Raw genomic sequence first — 17,693 nt, 5'->3', positions numbered from 1 at the left:
ACAGCGCAGCGCGTCAGCCCGGCTTGTCCTGGCGGCGCGCTTCGAAGAAGGCCTTCAAAAGCGCGGCAGCCTCTTCGCCTGCAATTCCGTCATAGACTTCGGGCACGTGATGCGCCTGTGCATGCGAAAACACGCGCGCGCCATGCGCCACGCCCCCGGATTTGGGGTCTGCCGCACCGTAATAGATCCGCCGGATGCGCGTGGCCGCCAAGGCCGCGGCGCACATCGCGCAAGGCTCCAACGTGACGTAGAGATCATGATCCGGCAGCCGTTCAGAGCCCGCCTGCGCACAGGCGACACGCAAGGCCATGATTTCCGCATGGGCCGTGGGGTCATTCAATTCGCGCGTCCGGTTCCCAGCCGCGGCCACGACCGTTCCGTCCGGTCCGACGACAACGGCCCCCACGGGCACCTCGCCGCGGTCAGCGGCTGCGCGCGCCTCGGCCAGGGCCTGTTGCATATGCGATTTGAACACCATGCCCCCTGACTGCCGCAGAAACCCGCCTTTCGCAAGCTCCCGGGATGCGGTATGGCCCTGACATGAACAAGACCCCACCCCCCGGCGATCGGATCGCCAAAGTCCTGGCCCGCGCTGGCGTAGCATCCCGGCGCGAGGCTGAACGCATGATAGAAGCAGGCCGCGTGGCAGTGAATGGCAAGACCATCGACAGCCCCGCCCTGAACGTGACCGCGAAAGACAAGATCGCAGTCGACGGCAAGCCGGTCTCGGAACCGGAACCGTCGCGTCTGTGGCTGTATCACAAGCCCGCCGGGTTGGTGACGACGACCCGCGACGAAAAAGGACGAGATACAATATTCGACAAGCTGCCTGACGACATGCCACGAGTGATGAGCGTTGGTCGGTTGGACCTGAATTCCGAAGGATTGCTGCTGTTGACCAACGATGGCGGCATCAAGCGCAAGCTGGAACTGCCCTCGACCGGGTGGTTGCGGAAGTACCGCGTGCGGGTGAACGGTCGCCCGAAGGACGAGGATTTCGAACCGCTGCGCAAGGGGCTGGTGATCGAGGGAGAACGGTTCCAGCCAATGACCGTCACACTGGATCGCCAGCAGGGCGCAAATGCATGGCTGACGATCGGCTTGCGCGAAGGCAAGAACCGCGAAATCCGCCGCGCGATGGAAGATATCGGTTTCACCGTGAATCGTCTGTTGCGCGTGTCCTACGGCCCCTTCCAGCTTGGGACGCTGAAACAGGGCGAGGTCGAAGAAGTCCGTCGCCGGGTCATGCGGGACCAGCTGGGTCTGGACGCCGAAGACAAACCCGGCAACGCGCCCAAACGCCCGTCACGGCCCAAAAGAAAACGGCCTCCGATCGGCAAGAATCCCCGTAAGTGATGTGGGTTCGGCAACCTTCCCCCTAGCGCTAAGCCCGCGCATACCCTAAATTTTCAGTGAAAGCTGCTATTTGGGGGGCGTGATGTCCGGAAGCGGAGTGCAAAAACTGGCCTACGCTGTGCTGTTGGTGCTGTTGTTTGGCGTCTGCACTGGTTTGCTCGGAGGTCTGTAAGCCATGGCAAAGCGGTTCGGCGGCAAATACAGCCCACAGGGGGATGAATCGGAAAACACCCCACTGCCGAGGGGGCAGTTTGACGGCGCACGGGTCGAGCCCGCTGGCGCACGTGCGAATATTCTGTTTCTACCCGCCATTCCATTGGTGTTTCTGTCCCTGAACGACGGCGCGATTGGCATGACACTGGGGCTGGTCGCCGCTGGTTTTCTGACGGCGGCCGCATTTTTGCTGCGAGAAGGTCTGAAAGCTGAGGCCGCGTACAATGCCCGCAAAACCGCCCGACGTCCTGCTTTTCCGCGGAAGATATTTGCCAGTGTTCTCACCGGCCTTGGCGCTGGCCTTGCGTCTTACAGGTCCGAGTTTCTGGACGCTGAAGCGGCAGCGCAGGTCAGTTTGTTGGCCCCCGTGCTGTTTGGTGTTGCAGCGACCGTTCTGCATTCTGTCTCATTCGGGCTTGATCCGATGAAGAACAAGGGCATGGAAGGGGTCGACACTTTTCAGCAGGACCGCGTGGCCCGCGTGGTCGATGATGCCGAGAAACATCTGTCGGAAATGACGAATGCCATAAAACGCGCTGGTGACCGCAGGGTCGAAGCCCGCGTCGAACGGTTTCAGAACACCGCGCGGGATTTGTTTCGCACGGTCGAGGAAGACCCGCGAGATCTGGCCGGTGCTAGAAAGTACCTGACCGTGTACTTGCAGGGCGCACGCGACGCGACCGTTAAGTTTGCTGATGTCTACGCCCGAACCCGCGATGCGCAGGCGCTTGCGGATTACTCTGCTTTGCTGGACGATCTGGAACAGAATTTCGCCGCGCGAACGCGGAAAATGCTTTTGGATGACCGCAGTGATCTGACGGTCGAAATTGACGTGTTGCGTGAAAGACTGCAGCGCGAAGGCGTCCGGCTGGACTGACCGGCCATTATTTGAGCGAGGAACATACCCATGTCCGATGAGATCAAGAACAAGGCAGTTCAGGCCGAAACACTGGTACAGGAAGTCACCGCAGTTGCCCTGCCCGAACCGCAGGCCGAGGTCGTGTCGTTGGAGGAAGCCGACGAACCCGTCAGCGCCGAAATCCGCAAGCGGATGGATGAAATCGACATGGGCAACACCAATTCGATTGTCGCGTTCGGCTCGTCCGCGCAGGCCGAGTTGCAGGAGATCAGCCAGGCCATGCTTGCGGATGTGCGCAACAAGGATGTCGGCCCGGCCGGTGACAGCCTGCGCAATATCGTAACTACGATCCGCGGTTTCTCGGTCAGTGAACTTGACGTGCGGCGCGAGCGCAGCTGGTGGGAGAAACTGTTGGGCAGGGCTGCGCCTTTTGCCAAATTTACCGCCCAGTACGAAGAGGTTCAGGGCCAGATCGATCGCATTACCGACGATCTTCTGGGACATGAGCATACGCTGCTCAAGGATATCAAATCTCTGGATCTGCTGTATGAGAAGACCTTGGGCTTTTATGACGAACTGGCGCTGTACATCGCTGCGGGCGAAGAGAAGCTGACCGAGCTGGACAGCCACGACATCCCTGAAAAGGAAGCCGAAGTTCAGGCCGCTCCGGAAGACCAGCAAGTGATGAAGGCACAGGAACTGCGTGACATCCGTGCGGCGCGTGACGACCTAGAACGCCGGGTTCATGACCTGAAACTGACACGACAGGTCACGATGCAGTCGCTGCCGTCGATCCGTTTGGTTCAGGAAAACGACAAATCGCTGGTCACCAAGATCAACTCGACGCTGGTAAACACGGTACCGCTGTGGGAAACGCAGCTGGCCCAGGCGGTTACGATACAACGCAGCGCCGAAGCCGCCGCCGCGGTGCGGGATGCGAACGACCTGACGAACGAGCTTTTGACTTCGAATGCGGCCAACCTGCGCGAATCGAACAAGATGATCCGCCAAGAGATGGAGCGCGGCGTGTTCGACATCGAAGCGGTCAAGCAGGCCAATGCCGACCTGATTGGCACCATCAACGAAAGCCTTGCCATTGCGGACGAAGGCAAAGCCAAACGCGCCGCAGCCGAGGCTGAGTTGCAGAAGATGGAAAAGGAACTGCGCGACACTTTGGCGGCCGCCAAAGCGCGCCGCGACGGAACCGGCGACAATGCCGGTACGGCGGTTCCCGGCTGAGGGCGGGATCGGCGTGCGGGCCTTCGGTTACTTGAAAGGAACCTTGGGGATGGTGTCGCTCTTGGCTCTGGCCAATTGCGATGAAACCCTGACGTCATCTGTTGTTCCGCAACCTCGCCCGACACCCGCACCCGTGGCAGCCAATGCCTATGTGCCGCCGTCGGCCGCAAGTCAGGATCTGGCGCGTTTTTATCAGCGGGTTGAACGGGATTTGCTGGTGCGGGGGCTTTTACGCACCGATGGGGGCGGTCCGGACACTCCCTATGATGCCGATGATCTGGCGCGGAATTTCGAAGCGATTGCGTTCTACAGCGAATATCCGACGCAAAGCGTCGCGGCTGGCTCGCGTCAGACCGACGGGCAACTCAGCCGGTGGTCCGGCTCTGTCCGCATACAGACCGAGTTCGGGCCCTCCGTGCTTCCTTCTGCACGGCAGCATGATGCGGATCAGGTTCGGTCCTTTGCCACCCGACTGGCCAGATTGACGGATCATCCGGTTTCCGTCGTCTCTCGCAACGCCAATTTCCATGTCTTTATTGCAGGCAAGGACGACAGCGCCTATATCGTATCCCGCCTGAAACAGCTGATCCCGAATATCAGTCAGGACTCGCTGAATCTGGTGGCCAATCCACGCGCCAATTTCGATTGCCTGGTGATTGCATCGGCAACGACGTCTTCACCACACAGATACGTGCGTGCCGTTTCCCTTATCCGGGCCGAATTGACGGATCTGGGCCGCCAAAGCTGCATTCACGAAGAAATAGCTCAGGGTCTTGGCCTGTCCAATGACAGCCCGGCAGCGCGGCCTTCGATTTTCAATGATGATGACGAATTTGCCCTGCTGACCAGTCACGACGAAAAGCTGCTGACGATGTTGTATGACCCACGGTTGCAGCCCGGCATAGACGTTGATGAAGCGCGACCCATTGTACGAATAATCGCACATGAATTGATGGGGCAGCCGCTCTGACCCCGATGACAGGAGAACCCAGATGGGAATTTTCGATTTTCTGACCGGAGAATTCATTGATGTCATTCATTGGGTGGACGACACCCGTGACACGATGGTCTGGCGGTTCGAACGTGAGGGCCACGAGATCAAGTATGGCGCCAAGCTGACCGTGCGCGAGGGCCAGGCGGCCGTATTCGTGCATGAAGGCCAGCTGGCCGACGTGTTCACGCCGGGCCTCTACATGCTTGAAACCAACAACATGCCGATCATGACGACGCTGCAACATTGGGATCACGGGTTCCAGTCGCCGTTCAAGTCCGAGATCTATTTCGTCAACACGACCCGGTTCAACGACCTGAAATGGGGCACCAAGAACCCGATCATGCTGCGCGATCCCGAATTCGGCCCCACCCGGATCCGCGCCTATGGCACCTACACGATCCGGGTGAAGGACCCGGCCCGTTTCCTGGTCGAGATCGTGGGCACCGACGGTGAGTTCACCATGGACGAGATTAGCTTTCAGATCCGCAACATCATCGTGCAGGAATTCAGCCGAGTGATCGCGGGCTCGGGCATCCCGGTTCTGGACATGGCTGCAAATACCGCCGATCTGGGCAAGCTGATCGCGGCCGAGGTCTCGCCCGTACTGGACGGCTATGGGCTGGAGATGCCGGAATTCTACATCGAGAACATCTCGTTGCCGCCGGCGGTCGAGGCGGCGCTGGACAAGCGCACCTCGATGGGTCTGGCGGGGGATCTGGGCAAGTTCACCCAGTATTCCGCGGCCGAGGCGATGACGGCGGCAGCCAGTTCCCCGGGCGGAGGCGGCGGCATGGGCGCTGGCCTTGGTATGGGAATGGGCATGGCGATGGCGAACCAGATGTCGAACATGGCAGCGGGTCAGTCGTCAGGCCCGTGGGGCGCGCCCGCGCCCGCTGCCCCGCAACCGGCCGCACATGTGGCCCCGCCGCCTCCGCCGCCGGTCGAGCATGTCTGGCACATTGCGGTGGACGGACAGACCAGCGGCCCGTTCTCGAAGGCCAAGATGGGCCGCATGGCCAGTGAGGGCGAGATCACGCGCGACACCTACGTGTGGACGCCCGGTCAGGACGGCTGGAAGAAGGCGGGTGAGGTGCAGGAACTGGCGCAGCTGTTCACCATTCTGCCTCCGCCCCCGCCCGGCGCATGAGGGCACCGCATGGCCGGCCTTGGAAAGCGTTCGAAAAAGGGCAGGCGCAGAACGCGGCCCGAACCGCATTTCGTCTGCCCCTGCTGCGACTATGTCACCCTTTCGGAACGTGGACAGTACCTGATCTGCCCGATCTGTTTCTGGGAAGACGAGGACATCCAATATGACACGAACCTGCGCGAGCCTTCGGCGGCCAATCACGGCCTGACATTGGCTGAGGGGCGTAAAAACTTCAAGACGATCGGGGCCTGCGAGGCCGCGATGCTGCCGCATGTCCTGCCTGCGGAAGACCGCGCGGACTATCTCTACTTCCCTCTCAAGGACTGAGCGTAGCATGACGGATGCCCCTGCCCCATCGCCTGATTTCGCGGAACATCGTTTCCCGTGTGACCAGTGCGGCGCCGATTATCGGTTCGATCCAAAATCTGGCACGCTGATCTGCGATCACTGTGGCCATTCCGAACCGATCGGTGCCGGCCCCTGGGGCGGCGCCAGCCTGCGCGAGCTGGATTTCGACGCTGCCATCGCCGACCGCCTGCCCGACAGCGAAATCGAAGAGACGCGGGTTCTGTCCTGCCCGAACTGTGCAGCGCAGGTTGAATTCGATCCCAACACCCATGCTTCGGAATGCCCGTTCTGCGCCACCCCGGTCGTGACGGACACCGGGATGAACCGGCATATCAAACCGAAGGGCGTTCTGCCTTTTGCGCTGGACGAACGCGCCGCCCACAAAGCCATGAGCGACTGGCTGGGGCGGCTGTGGTTCGCGCCGAACGGGTTGAAGGATTATGCCCGCAAGGGCCGCAGGATGCAGGGCATCTATGTGCCGTACTGGACCTTCGACGCCGATACGAAGTCGGCCTATCGCGGAGAGCGCGGAATAGTCTACTATGAAACCCGCACCGTCATGCGGGATGGCAAACGGGTGCAACAACAGGTGCCCAAGGTCCGCTGGACGCCCAAGTCCGGCCGGGTGGCGCGGTTTTTTGACGACGTGTTGGTGTTGGCCTCAAGGTCCCTGCCCAAGGCTTACACGGATGCTCTGGAGCCTTGGGATCTCCCGGCTCTGGAACCCTACCAGCCAGAGTACCTCGCCGGTTTTCGGGCCGAGGCCTATACGGTCGAGCTGAAAGATGGATATGCCGAGGCACGCGCTTATATGGCCCGCGTGATCGAGCGGGACGTGCGGTTTGATATTGGGGGCGACAGGCAACGCATCCATGCAGTGGACACTGATGTGCGCGATGTCACGTTCAAGCATATCCTGCTGCCGGTCTGGTTGGCGGCGTACAAGTATCGCGGTCAGACCTATCGTTTCGTGGTGAACGGCCGGACCGGCCGGGTTCAGGGAGAACGCCCCTGGTCGGCAATCAAGGTCACGATCGCCGTTGTGCTTGGCCTGCTGGTTGCGGCAGGCATCGGATACCTCATGGCGACCGGACAGCAATGACCTTCGGGGGCCGCAGCCAAAATCTGTGCGGCGGAACCCCTTGAACATCCCCGGCTTCTCACCCATCCTGCCGCCGGCTGCCCCGGAGGAGAAGACGACGTGACCCTGGCCGATCTGAACACTCTTCTGACTGCGCGCCATTCCTGCCGCGCCTTTCGGCCTGACCCGGTGCCACGTGGTGACATCGAACAGATCGTGACCAGCGCGTCCCGGGTGCCGAGCTGGTGCAATGCGCAACCTTGGCAATTGGTCATCACCAGCGGAGACGAAACCGACAGGTTCCGCGACGCGATGTCAAACGAAGCCAGGAACGGCACGCCGGCCCCCGATCTTCCTTTTCCCGTTTCCTACTCCGGCGTGTATCAAGACCGCCGCCGGACGTGCGGCTGGGCGCTCTACCGCGCGGTTGGCGTCGAACGGGGGGACCGTAAAGGATCGGCGCAGCAAATGATGCAGAACTTCGCCCTTTTTGGCGCACCACATTGTGCCATCATCTCAAGCCCGGCAGAGCTGGGACCTTATGGTGCAATGGATTGCGGCGGCTTTGTCACGGCTTTTGCGCTCGCCGCTCAGGCTTTGGGCGTGGCGACCATCCCGCAAGCGGCATTGGCGGCGTACAGCCCGTTTTTGCATCAGTATTTTCAGATCCCCGATGACCGGTTGATCCTGTGCGCAATTTCCTTTGGCTATTCGGATATGGATCATCCTGCAAACAGCTTCCGTACGGAACGCGCGGCATTGGGTGACTTTGTGGACTGGCGCGGCTAAACCGTCGCTCAGGCAGGCTCAACGTTTCGGGGGAGGAACCAAGTGCGCGCATTGCTGCAAAGGGTGACACAGGCCAAAGTGTCGGTCGAAGGCACCGTCATCGGCAAAACTGGTCCCGGGCTCATGATTCTTGTCTGCGCCATGCAGGGCGATAGCAAGGCACAGGCAGAAAAATTGGCCGAGAAAGCCGCAAAACTGCGGATTTTCAAGGATGACGCCGGCAAGATGAACCGCTCGCTTCTGGATGTTGAAGGCTCTGCTTTGGTGGTAAGCCAGTTCACACTGGCGGCGGACACCTCCAGCGGCAATCGTCCCGGATTTTCAAACGCGGCCCCGCCCGAGTTGGGAGAGCAATTGTACAAGGTCTTCGCAGAGCACCTTGCCGCGCAGGGGATCGCGGTGGAAACCGGACAGTTCGGCGCGGACATGGCGGTTGAGCTTGTAAATGACGGGCCGGTCACGATCTGGGTGGAGAATTGATGGATATTGAAAAGCAAGCTGTCAGGTTGTGGCAGGCCGGTGTTGATGCCGTCGGCGGGTATAAGGCCACCCTGGCCGCCTTGCCTGATGTCCCGAAACCAGACCGTATTCTGGCCGTGGGCAAACCCGCCGCAGCCATGGCGCGGGCTGCGCTGGAACATTTCGGCGCCATCCCCACGCTTGTGGTCACCAAAGACGGGCATGGCCACGACCTGCCGGCTGGGGTCGAGGTGATCGAAGCATCACACCCCGTTCCGGACGACCGCAGCGTGGCGGGCGGGCGGGCGCTGCGCCTGGCCATGGATCAGATGGGGCCCGGATCACATGTTCTGCTGCTGGTCTCGGGCGGCGCGTCATCCCTGGCCGAAGACCTGCTTCCCGGAACATCGCTGGCGGATCTCGAGGCGTTGAACCGCGAACTGCTGTCCAAAGGGCTGGATATCCGCGCAATGAATGCCGAGCGGCGCAAGCTGTCGCGCATCAAGGGCGGCGGCCTGCTGTCCCATTTCGCCGGAGACCGCGCCACTGTTCTGGCGATATCGGATGTGCCCGGAGACGATCTGAACGTCATCGGTTCGGGAATCGGAGCATTGCCCGACAATCATTCCTTTGCCGCCAGCACCCGGATCGTTGCTTCGAACGCGCATGCCCGCAGTGCCGCTGCCAAAGCAGCGGAAACAATGGGGCTGAGGGTCTTGATCAATGATGAGGCTCTGCACGACGACTATTTGCAGGTCGCGGCGCGTCTTGGGCCCTTGCTGCGTGGAATGGAAAAGGGCGTGATGATCTTTGGCGGAGAACCGACCGTGGTCTTGCCTGATCACCCGGGACGTGGCGGCAGAAATCAAGCCCTTGCGCTTGCTTTGGCAAAAGAGATCGCGGGGCAGACGGATCTCGCGGTGATCGTGGGCGGCACCGACGGCACGGATGGCCCGACAAATGCGGCGGGTGGAATCATAACAGGAAAGACTTGGAGTGATGGCGCCGAACGCGCTCTTCACAAAGCCGACAGCGGATCATTCCTGGAAAAAGCGCACGGCCTGCTGACAACCGGACCAACCGGCACCAACGTCATGGACCTGGTTGTCGCGATACGTGGATGATTTGACGCTTATCATGCCGCTTTGGCCCGCAATCGACCGGAAACTACCCGAAAATGCAGAATGTACCTGAACACCCACTCAGCAATTGCCGCACACCGGACAACAAAGCGATGGCTTTGGCCTTCGGTATTTAAGAGAAATAACCTTGCCCGGTTCGCGGAAATAAGCCAACGTTGACTCATGCGTCAACAAAAAGCCCCCAAAGGGGCTGGAACCACTCAATAGGGAGAACACTCAATGAATGAACAAATAACGCATATGGCCGGTCAGGTCACAGCCGGGAAGATGACTCGCCGCGAATTCATGGGGAAAGCCGCGGCCCTGGGCGTTTCGGCTGCCGTGGCCAGCACGATGTTCGCGGACGCAGCACGCGCAGCAGGCCCGAAAAAGGGTGGTGATCTGAAGTTCGGTCTGCAAGGCGGTGAGTCGACCAACTCGCTGGATCCGGCGACCTATGCCAGCTCGGTTCCGTTCCAGAACGGCAAGCAGTTTGGCGACCAGCTTGTAGAAGTTGCACCCGATGGGTCCATCGAACCGCGCCTGGCGGAAAGCGTCGAAGGCAGCGCGGATGCCAAGGTCTGGACCTTCAAACTGCGTCAGGGTGTCGAATTCCACAACGGCAAAACCATGACCAGCGAGGACGTGCTGAAGACAATGCAGCGCCACTCGAACGAAGACTCCAAGTCCGGTGCCCTTGGTATCATGAAGGGCATCGAGTCAATGAAAGCCGATGGCGACAATTTCCAGGTCACTCTGTCCGAGCCAAACGCTGACCTTCCGTATCTGATGGCCGACTACCACCTGATCATTCAGCCCGATGGCGGCATGGACAATCCCGGAGCAGGTATCGGAACCGGACCGTACAAGGTGGAAGTGGACGAACCCGGTGTGCGCCACTTGTTCACAAAATACGAGAATCACTGGAACTCTGATTTTGGTAACTTCGACAGTGTTGAAGTCGTGGTTATCAATGACGCAACTGCGCGTACCGCTGCATTGCAATCGGGTCAGGTCCACGCCATCAACCGTGTTGAACCAAAGGTCGCGGACCTGCTGGGGCGCGCACCCAATCTGACCGTGCACTCGACCGCTGGCCGCGGCCACTATGTCTTTATCATGCACTGCGATACCGCACCGTTCGACAACAACGAACTGCGCACGGCCCTGAAGTATGCCATCAACCGTGCGGATCTGGTGGACAAAGTACTGCGCGGTTATGGCTCGATCGGTAACGACATGCCGATTAACGCAGCCTATCCACTGTTTGATGAGACAATCGAACAGCGCGAGTTCAGCGTGGAAAAAGCAGCCGAGCACTACAAGAAGTCCGGTCATGACGGCTCGCCGATTGTCCTTCGTGTTGCAGACGGCGCCTTCCCGGGCGCGGTGGATGCCGCAGCCCTGTTCCAACAGACAGCCGCCCAGGCTGGAATTCCGCTTGAAATCAAGCGCGAGCCGAATGACGGCTACTGGTCCGAGGTTTGGAATGTGCAGCCCTTCTGCGCCTCTTACTGGGGCGGTCGTCCGGTGCAGGACCAGATGTACTCGACCGCGTATCTGTCGACGGCGGACTGGAACGATACACGTTTCAAAGTTCAGGCATTTGACGACCTGCTGTTCGCGGCTCGTGCTGAACTGGATGTCGAGAAACGCAAGGGCATCTATAGCCAGATGGGCCGCATGGTCCGTGATGAAGGCGGTCTGATTTGCCCGATGTTCAACGATTTTGTTGAAGGTGTCAGCAACCAACTGGATGGTTGGGAAAGCGACCCGACACAGGAAATGATGAACGGCAACATGTCCCGCAAAATGTGGTTCGTCTGATACGGGCATCGGATAATGCATCCTATCATAAAACTGGTTTCCCAGCGCCTCGCGCTGGGAATTCTATTGCTGTTCGGCGCTTCGGCCTTGATTTTTGGCCTGACCGAAGCTCTTCCCGGAGACGCCGCGCAAGCCGTCCTGGGGCAGTCCGCAACCCCCGAGGCCTTGGCCAACCTTCGCGAAGAAATGGGCCTGAACCGCCCGGCCCTGACCCGTTATTTTGAATGGCTGGGCGGCATCGTTCAGGGCGACCTTGGCCAATCGCTGACCAACAAGCTTGATATTGCCGAGAGCATCGGAAAACGCCTCGGAAACACGTTGTTCCTGGCTTGTGTCGCGGCAATCGTATCCGTCCCGCTTGCGATCTTTCTGGGTCTGCTGGCTGTCCGGTTCCGCAATCGCTGGCCCGACAAACTGATTTCCGCCGTCACGCTGACAACGGTTTCCATCCCCGAGTTCCTGATCGGCTACGTCGTGATCTACTATATCTCGGTCAAACTGGGATGGTTTTCCTCGCTTGCGATGATCAACGACTCGATGTCGTTCTGGCAAAAGCTGAACGCGATTGCGCTGCCGGCCTTCGTTCTGACACTGGTGGTCCTCGCGCAGATGATGCGGATGACCCGCGCTGCAATTCTGAACCTCATGCAATCAGCCTATATCGAAACGGCCGAACTCAAGGGCCTGAGCACATTTCAGGTCATCGCGCGGCATGCCTTTCCCAACGCAATCTCACCCATCGTGAACGTTGTCATGCTGAACCTCGCCTACCTCGTTGTTGGCGTCGTCGTGGTTGAAGTGGTGTTCGTCTATCCCGGCATGGGGCAGTACCTTGTGGACGCCGTGACCAAGCGTGACGTGCCGGTTGTTCTGGCCTGCGGCGTGGTATTCGCGGCTGTTTACATCGGCCTGAACATGGTCGCGGATATCGTCTCGATCCTCGCCAACCCAAGACTGAGGCATCCGAAATGAAAAACATCCCTCTTTCGGCTCTGATTGGCCTCATATTCACCGGCGCCTATTTCTTCGTGGCCATTGCTGCCCCGTTGATCGCGCCTTACGGGATGGCAGAAGTGGTCGGCGATGTATGGGAGCCGGCCAGCGCCGAACACCTGCTGGGCACCGACAATATCGGCCGCGACCTGCTGACCCGCATGATCTATGGCGGGCGCACGACGATCTTCATTGCCGCCGCCGCGACATTGCTCAGCTTCTTGACCGGTACATCGCTTGGTCTTCTGGCCGCCGTTCTGGGCGGTTGGGCGGATCAGGCGCTTAGCCGGACGGTCGATCTGATCATGTCGATCCCAACCCTGATCCTTGCGCTGGTCATTCTGGCCATCGTTCCGGTAACTGTCCCGATCCTGATCCTCGTCATGGGCCTTCTGGATGCGACACGCCCTTATCGCCTTTCGCGCTCCGTCGCCGTGGACATCAACGTGATGGATTATGTCGAAGCCGCGAAACTGCGTGGTGAGGGGCGGACATGGATCATCTTCCGGGAAATCCTGCCGAACGCATTGTCACCGCTGGTGGCCGAGTTCGGCCTGCGGTTCATCTTCATGGTGCTGTTCATCTCTACCCTGTCTTTCTTGGGTCTTGGCGTTCAACCGCCGCTGGCCGACTGGGGTGGCATCGTGAAGGAAAACAAGGACGGCATCGTGTATGGCATTGGCGCGGCCCTGTACCCCGCGGTGGCCATCGCGACGCTCGCGATCTCGGTCAACCTTGTGGCTGACTGGATCCTGAACCGTACTACATCGCTGAAAGGAGGTCGGGGATGAGTGATTCCCTTCTCAAGGTCCGTGACCTCAAGATCGGTGCAACCGTTTACCCACCGGGTGAGAAACCCCATGACATCGAAATCGTGCACGGGGTCAGCTTTGACCTCGAGCGCGGCAAGGTATTGGGTCTGATCGGTGAATCCGGCGCTGGGAAATCCACCATCGGTCTTGCCTCGATGGCCTATGGCCGGGGTGGCGTTGAAATCACCGGCGGCGAAGTCTGGGTCAACGGGCGCGACATCCTGAAATCATCGCATGTCGATATTCGGAATCTGCGCGGGGGCGAGGTTGCCTATGTCTCGCAATCTGCCGCCGCGTCGTTCAACCCGGCCAAGAAGATCATGGATCAGGTTGTCGAAGCGGCTGTCGAGCACAAGAAGTTTTCGCGCAAAGAGGCCGAGGCCCGCGCGCGCGAGCTGTTCGCAAAGCTGGGTTTGCCTGACCCTGACAACATCGGCAACCGTTATCCGCACCAGGTTTCGGGCGGTCAGTTGCAGCGTTGTATGACCGCATTGGCACTGTGTCCTGAACCCGATCTGGTGGTGTTCGACGAACCGACCACGGCGCTGGATGTTACCACCCAGATCGATGTTCTTATGGCGATCAAGGATGCCATACGCGACACCGGCGTTGCCGCTTTGTACATCACCCATGACCTGGCCGTGGTTGCGCAGGTCAGCGACGATATCATGGTTTTGCGGATGGGTGACACAGTCGAATACGGCAGCACCGATCAGATCATCAACAACCCTCAGGAAGAATATACTCAGGCTTTGGTCTCGGTGCGTTCGATCGAGCACGAAGAAAAGCAGCCCACACCGGAACCGCTGCTTACCGTTGACGGGATCACCGCGCGCTACAAGGGGCTGAACTTCGACGTGCTGCACAACGTCAATGTCGAGCTTCATCCGGGGCAAACGCTGGCGGTCGTGGGCGAATCCGGTTCGGGCAAATCCACGCTGGCCCGGGTGATCACCGGCCTGTTGCCGCCGCGCGATGGCGAGATCCGTTTTGCCGGTCGCACGCTGTCGCCGGACCTTGCGGGGCGTTCTCGGGAGGATCTGCGCGAGTTGCAGATGATCTATCAGATGGCAGACGTGGCAATGAACCCACGTCAGACCGTCGGCACCATCATCGGCCGTCCGTTGGAGTTCTATTTCAACATGCGTGGCGCTGAAAAGCGCAAGCGGATCATCGAGCTGTTGGATGAGATCGAGTTGGGCGAAAAGTTCATCGACCGCTATCCTGCGGAACTGTCCGGAGGTCAGAAACAGCGTGTCTGTATCGCCCGGTCACTGGCAGCCAAGCCCAAGATGATCATCTGTGACGAGGTCACTTCGGCTCTGGATCCGCTGGTGGCAGACGGGATCCTCAAGCTGCTGCTGGACCTGCAAAAGATCGAAGATGTGGCCTATCTGTTCATCACCCATGATCTGGCGACGGTCCGCGCGATCAGCGACAGCATCGCGGTGATGTATCAGGGTCGCGTGGCCCGTTATGGCTCGAAGAGCCAGGTGCTGAGCCCGCCCTTCGACGATTATACCGACCTGCTGCTCAGTTCGGTGCCTGAAATGCACCTGGGCTGGCTGGAAGAGGTTGTCGCCCATCGCAAGATGGAAAGCGCCGGCAACTGATCCGGTTCGTGACATTTCGATGAAGGTTTGAAATCCCGGCACCTTGTGTGAAGACAGGTGTCGGGATTTTGCTATTGGGGGCGCAAAGTGGCAGCCCGAGGACGTCAAATCTCTTAGGGTCGCCGGAATGCAATGTCTCTCAAAGGGCCTCGACATGGACCGCAAGCTACTCCTTATCATTCTGGACGGTGTCCCCTATCGCAACTTTCGCCGCCTGTTCGGCAATCTCGAAGGCTGGGTCGACAGCGGAGAAGCACGCGTCTGGAAACTGCATGCCGTGCTGCCCTCGACATCGGCCAGTTGCTATGCGTCGATCCACACCGGCGTGACGCCGCAAGAGCATGGCTGCACCGGAAATGGAAACGTCTTCCGGCTGAACCACAAGGACGTGTTCAGCCAGGTGCGTGAAGCCGGTGGTGTGACCGGGGCGGTCACACACAGCTATTGGTCGCAATTCTTCAACCGTCATCCCTTCGATTACGTCCGCGACATCGAATATGACGAACCCGAAAGCGCGACGATCAACCATGGCCGTTTTCACAGCATGACGGGCTATGGCAAAGCCAACCAGATGACGCCATCCGATGTCGACCTGTATGCCACTCTGACCAATCTGTGCCTGCGTTTCGGGCTGGACTATGGCATTCTGCACACCTGCACGCTGGACAGTATGGGCCACCGTTTCTTCCACGATTGTGAAGAAATGGATCACGCTTGCTTTGTCGCCGACGAAATGCTCGCCCCTTTCATCCCCCGCTGGCGCCAGTTGGGATATGAAGTGATCGTCACCGCGGATCACGGCCAGGACGAGCGTGGGCACCACGGCGGGCGCGGCACGCTGCAACAGGAAACGGCGCTGTACTATTTCGGCGACGCCGAAGGGCCAGACGCAGATACCGTCATAAGCCAGTTGCAATTGGCCCCGACCATCCTGAGCCGAATGGGTGCCCCCATTGCTGAGACAATGAAGGCCGAACCGTTTCTGCGGTAATGCGCACGCAGCTTCGGGGTCACTTATGCGGCCTTCGCAGCCACCACTGTCGCAAACACCTGATATCCATAAAGTGACCCGTTTCGAGCACGTCTTTCGTGCTCGGCTACGAGCCCCTCTGCCAGTTCTTTTCCGATATCACCCCGCTCGTACATTTGCTTGGTGGTCAGGTCGACCCAAGGCAACATCTGCTCGGGTGTCGAGACAACTCTGCTCTGCACGTCGAAATGTTGCACGGAAAGTCCGGCATCGGAAATCATTGACCTGAGTTTTGCGACGACAAAAGGATCGGTCACAAACTCGCGTACAAATTCCTTTGCACACATATCCAGTGGATCATTCGGAAAAGCACTGAAGGTCGCTTTTGAGAAATCAGCGTCACAGACGATCAAGATCCCATCGGGTTTCAGCACTCTGAAGGCCTCGGCAACCAACGATTTGGGGTCTTCTACATGCGTGAGCACCGTGTGCATGATGACCGCATCGACGGCATCATCCTCCAGCGGAAGCGCGGCACCGTCGGCAACCTTGAAAGTCAGGTTCGAATGCTCTTTGGCCCGAGTGCTGGCTTCCGAGACAAATCCTTGCGAAGGCTCGAAACCTATGACGTTCGCCGGGTGGCAGTGTGATGCGATGCGACGTGTAACGGCGCCTGCACCGGCGCCAACCTCAACAACCGTCGATGCATCCGTGACGTTCAGGTGACCCAGATACGCGGCAACGATCTGTTCCATCGTCGGGTCCGCTTGCCGCTGGTCCATCGAATCCGCAAACAGCTTGATGAATTCAGGCCCTGCGGCATCGACGTTCTGAAAGGGGTCGGCCATAAGGTAAGATCTCCTCGGAAAATTTGAGTGAGCTTACCACAGCCAGCCGGTTTTCGGCATACAGGCCCCAAAAGGACCTGAGCCTTCAATTCACTGCATCAGTCGTAGGACCAGATCCCCTGCCCCAGCGCTTCTATCGCAACCGAAATACGCTCAAAACTGTCGGCCGCACGTTTCACCGCAGTTCGTGCGCGCAGATATCCGTGCACAAGACCGAATTCATTGATCCAGTGGGCCTGCCCGCCCGCCGCATTGATCCGACTGCAATAAACTTGCCCGTCGTCACGCAGCGGATCGCAATCAGCCGTTACAACCACGGTCGGTGGCAGGTTTGAATAGTCACTGTCCTGCAATGGCGCATAGGTCGGATCGCCCTGGGGCGGATCGCCCGCGCATCGGATGGTTTCATAGAACCTGATTTCGTCCAGCGTCAGCAAGGGGGCCTGGGCATGTTCCTGGTAGGACCCCTGACTGCGGTCCCCTCCGAGGCCCGGATAGATCAGAACCTGCCCAAGAATCCCGTCCAAACGCCCGCGCGCGTAGTGGGATACAGCAGCAGCCAGATTTCCACCGGCGCTATCACCGGCCAAAATCAAAGGGTCTCCGAATTCGTTTGCGGCCCAGTTCGCAGCGCTCCAACAGTCGTCAAACTGTGCCGGGTGCACATGTTCAGGGCACAGCCGGTAATCGACGGCGACGACCCGATACCCGGTTTGGGCGCATAATTCAGCGCAAACATCGTCGTGACTTTCCAGACCACCAACAACGAACCCGCCACCATGAAAATAGATGACGGTTCGGGTTGGTTGCCCGGCAGAGTAAATTCGAACCGGAACACCATCGGCCGCCCGGTCTTCTGTTTCCACGCCAGCCGGGCGTGGTTGGCGAAAGTCCTGACACATGGAGTCATAGACACGGCGCTGATCCTCGATCGACAGCTCGACAGCGTCATCGGGATAGCTTTCGGCCGTGCGACGTATGAACGCCCAGGTTTCTTCGTCGATCAGGCGTTCATAGTCCATTG

Annotated in this window: 18 protein-coding genes; 15 read left to right on the top strand and 3 right to left on the bottom strand. The window is 59.5% G+C overall.

The window, feature by feature from the left end; genetic code table 11:
• Positions 1–13: 13 nt before the first annotated feature.
• Positions 14–478: a nucleoside deaminase gene (locus ACR0LI_RS01630; protein ID WP_171722858.1), complete on the bottom strand. Its 465-nt coding sequence runs from the start codon at positions 476–478 to the stop codon at positions 14–16.
• Between the two features lie 62 nt (positions 479–540).
• Between ACR0LI_RS01630 and ACR0LI_RS01625 the strand changes: the two genes are divergently transcribed.
• From ACR0LI_RS01625 to ACR0LI_RS01555, 15 genes are all read left to right on the top strand, one after another.
• A complete protein-coding gene (locus ACR0LI_RS01625; RefSeq protein ID WP_480717908.1) occupies positions 541–1,356 on the top strand; it encodes a pseudouridine synthase in 816 nt (271 codons plus the stop codon).
• A 175-nt stretch (positions 1,357–1,531) separates the two neighbouring features.
• On the top strand, positions 1,532–2,446 hold the full coding sequence (locus ACR0LI_RS01620; RefSeq protein ID WP_480717907.1) for a 5-bromo-4-chloroindolyl phosphate hydrolysis family protein: 915 nt from the start codon (positions 1,532–1,534) through the stop codon (positions 2,444–2,446).
• A 30-nt stretch (positions 2,447–2,476) separates the two neighbouring features.
• The gene (locus tag ACR0LI_RS01615; RefSeq protein WP_171630802.1) at positions 2,477–3,667 is read left to right on the top strand and encodes a toxic anion resistance protein; all 1,191 of its coding nucleotides are present in this window, start codon (positions 2,477–2,479) and stop codon (positions 3,665–3,667) included.
• A gap of 49 nt (positions 3,668–3,716) precedes the next feature.
• The gene (locus ACR0LI_RS01610) at positions 3,717–4,637 is read left to right on the top strand and encodes a DUF2927 domain-containing protein (protein ID WP_480717906.1); all 921 of its coding nucleotides are present in this window, start codon (positions 3,717–3,719) and stop codon (positions 4,635–4,637) included.
• A 22-nt stretch (positions 4,638–4,659) separates the two neighbouring features.
• A complete protein-coding gene (locus ACR0LI_RS01605) occupies positions 4,660–5,808 on the top strand; it encodes an SPFH domain-containing protein (protein ID WP_171630798.1) in 1,149 nt (382 codons plus the stop codon).
• A 9-nt stretch (positions 5,809–5,817) separates the two neighbouring features.
• Positions 5,818–6,135 (top strand): CPCC family cysteine-rich protein, encoded by a 318-nt coding sequence (locus ACR0LI_RS01600; RefSeq protein WP_171722854.1) that lies wholly within the window; start codon positions 5,818–5,820, stop codon positions 6,133–6,135.
• Positions 6,136–6,142: 7 nt separating this feature from the next.
• Positions 6,143–7,258 (top strand): TFIIB-type zinc finger domain-containing protein, encoded by a 1,116-nt coding sequence (locus tag ACR0LI_RS01595; RefSeq protein WP_480490711.1) that lies wholly within the window; start codon positions 6,143–6,145, stop codon positions 7,256–7,258.
• Positions 7,259–7,357: 99 nt separating this feature from the next.
• Positions 7,358–8,026, top strand: coding sequence for a nitroreductase (locus ACR0LI_RS01590; protein ID WP_171630793.1), 669 nt, complete (start codon positions 7,358–7,360; stop codon positions 8,024–8,026).
• Between the two features lie 42 nt (positions 8,027–8,068).
• A complete protein-coding gene (gene dtd / locus ACR0LI_RS01585) occupies positions 8,069–8,506 on the top strand; it encodes a D-aminoacyl-tRNA deacylase (protein WP_209832422.1) in 438 nt (145 codons plus the stop codon).
• Positions 8,506–9,609, top strand: coding sequence for a glycerate kinase type-2 family protein (locus ACR0LI_RS01580; RefSeq protein ID WP_480490713.1), 1,104 nt, complete (start codon positions 8,506–8,508; stop codon positions 9,607–9,609). Before dtd ends, ACR0LI_RS01580 begins: the two co-directional genes overlap by 1 nt.
• Before the next feature lie 237 nt (positions 9,610–9,846).
• Positions 9,847–11,433, top strand: a complete 1,587-nt coding sequence (locus ACR0LI_RS01575; RefSeq protein ID WP_171167064.1) for an ABC transporter substrate-binding protein — start codon at positions 9,847–9,849, stop codon at positions 11,431–11,433.
• A gap of 15 nt (positions 11,434–11,448) precedes the next feature.
• Positions 11,449–12,405, top strand: a complete 957-nt coding sequence (locus tag ACR0LI_RS01570) for an ABC transporter permease (RefSeq protein ID WP_152458791.1) — start codon at positions 11,449–11,451, stop codon at positions 12,403–12,405.
• Entirely contained in the window at positions 12,402–13,217 is an 816-nt protein-coding gene (locus ACR0LI_RS01565) for an ABC transporter permease (RefSeq protein ID WP_171630787.1), read from the top strand. The genes ACR0LI_RS01570 and ACR0LI_RS01565 overlap by 4 nt, the downstream gene beginning before the upstream one ends.
• Positions 13,214–14,851, top strand: coding sequence for an ABC transporter ATP-binding protein (locus ACR0LI_RS01560; protein ID WP_480619961.1), 1,638 nt, complete (start codon positions 13,214–13,216; stop codon positions 14,849–14,851). Before ACR0LI_RS01565 ends, ACR0LI_RS01560 begins: the two co-directional genes overlap by 4 nt.
• 154 nt (positions 14,852–15,005) lie before the next feature.
• Positions 15,006–15,842 carry an alkaline phosphatase family protein gene (locus tag ACR0LI_RS01555; protein ID WP_480490716.1) on the top strand — a complete coding sequence of 279 codons (837 nt, stop codon included), beginning with the start codon at positions 15,006–15,008 and terminating at the stop codon, positions 15,840–15,842.
• Between the two features lie 23 nt (positions 15,843–15,865).
• Here the strand turns inward: ACR0LI_RS01555 and ACR0LI_RS01550 are convergent, their stop codons facing one another.
• Together ACR0LI_RS01550 and ACR0LI_RS01545 are read right to left on the bottom strand one after the other, a co-directional pair.
• Positions 15,866–16,669, bottom strand: a complete 804-nt coding sequence (locus ACR0LI_RS01550) for a class I SAM-dependent methyltransferase (RefSeq protein WP_171722848.1) — start codon at positions 16,667–16,669, stop codon at positions 15,866–15,868.
• Positions 16,670–16,767: 98 nt separating this feature from the next.
• The gene (locus ACR0LI_RS01545; protein ID WP_480485382.1) at positions 16,768–17,691 is read right to left on the bottom strand and encodes an alpha/beta hydrolase; all 924 of its coding nucleotides are present in this window, start codon (positions 17,689–17,691) and stop codon (positions 16,768–16,770) included.
• Positions 17,692–17,693 lie beyond the last annotated feature (2 nt).

The sequence above is a fragment of the Ruegeria sp. CL7 genome (assembly GCF_056536445.1).
This window is presented reverse-complemented; position numbering and strand designations above follow the sequence as displayed.

What these genes read in the sequence shown, in the direction of transcription:
- ACR0LI_RS01595 (WP_480490711.1), top strand. Translation starts at nt 6,143, where the DNA reads ATGACGGATGCCCCTGCCCCATCGCCTGATTTCGCGGAACATCGTTTC.
- ACR0LI_RS01545 (WP_480485382.1), bottom strand. Translation starts at nt 17,691, where the DNA reads ATGGACTATGAACGCCTGATCGACGAAGAAACCTGGGCGTTCATACGT.
- ACR0LI_RS01600 (WP_171722854.1), top strand. Translation starts at nt 5,818, where the DNA reads ATGGCCGGCCTTGGAAAGCGTTCGAAAAAGGGCAGGCGCAGAACGCGG.
- ACR0LI_RS01620 (WP_480717907.1), top strand. Translation starts at nt 1,532, where the DNA reads ATGGCAAAGCGGTTCGGCGGCAAATACAGCCCACAGGGGGATGAATCG.
- ACR0LI_RS01630 (WP_171722858.1), bottom strand. Translation starts at nt 478, where the DNA reads ATGGTGTTCAAATCGCATATGCAACAGGCCCTGGCCGAGGCGCGCGCA.
- ACR0LI_RS01580 (WP_480490713.1), top strand. Translation starts at nt 8,506, where the DNA reads ATGGATATTGAAAAGCAAGCTGTCAGGTTGTGGCAGGCCGGTGTTGAT.
- ACR0LI_RS01625 (WP_480717908.1), top strand. Translation starts at nt 541, where the DNA reads ATGAACAAGACCCCACCCCCCGGCGATCGGATCGCCAAAGTCCTGGCC.
- ACR0LI_RS01565 (WP_171630787.1), top strand. Translation starts at nt 12,402, where the DNA reads ATGAAAAACATCCCTCTTTCGGCTCTGATTGGCCTCATATTCACCGGC.
- ACR0LI_RS01550 (WP_171722848.1), bottom strand. Translation starts at nt 16,669, where the DNA reads ATGGCCGACCCCTTTCAGAACGTCGATGCCGCAGGGCCTGAATTCATC.
- ACR0LI_RS01555 (WP_480490716.1), top strand. Translation starts at nt 15,006, where the DNA reads ATGGACCGCAAGCTACTCCTTATCATTCTGGACGGTGTCCCCTATCGC.
- ACR0LI_RS01610 (WP_480717906.1), top strand. Translation starts at nt 3,717, where the DNA reads ATGGTGTCGCTCTTGGCTCTGGCCAATTGCGATGAAACCCTGACGTCA.
- ACR0LI_RS01560 (WP_480619961.1), top strand. Translation starts at nt 13,214, where the DNA reads ATGAGTGATTCCCTTCTCAAGGTCCGTGACCTCAAGATCGGTGCAACC.
- ACR0LI_RS01570 (WP_152458791.1), top strand. Translation starts at nt 11,449, where the DNA reads ATGCATCCTATCATAAAACTGGTTTCCCAGCGCCTCGCGCTGGGAATT.
- ACR0LI_RS01615 (WP_171630802.1), top strand. Translation starts at nt 2,477, where the DNA reads ATGTCCGATGAGATCAAGAACAAGGCAGTTCAGGCCGAAACACTGGTA.
- ACR0LI_RS01575 (WP_171167064.1), top strand. Translation starts at nt 9,847, where the DNA reads ATGAATGAACAAATAACGCATATGGCCGGTCAGGTCACAGCCGGGAAG.
- ACR0LI_RS01605 (WP_171630798.1), top strand. Translation starts at nt 4,660, where the DNA reads ATGGGAATTTTCGATTTTCTGACCGGAGAATTCATTGATGTCATTCAT.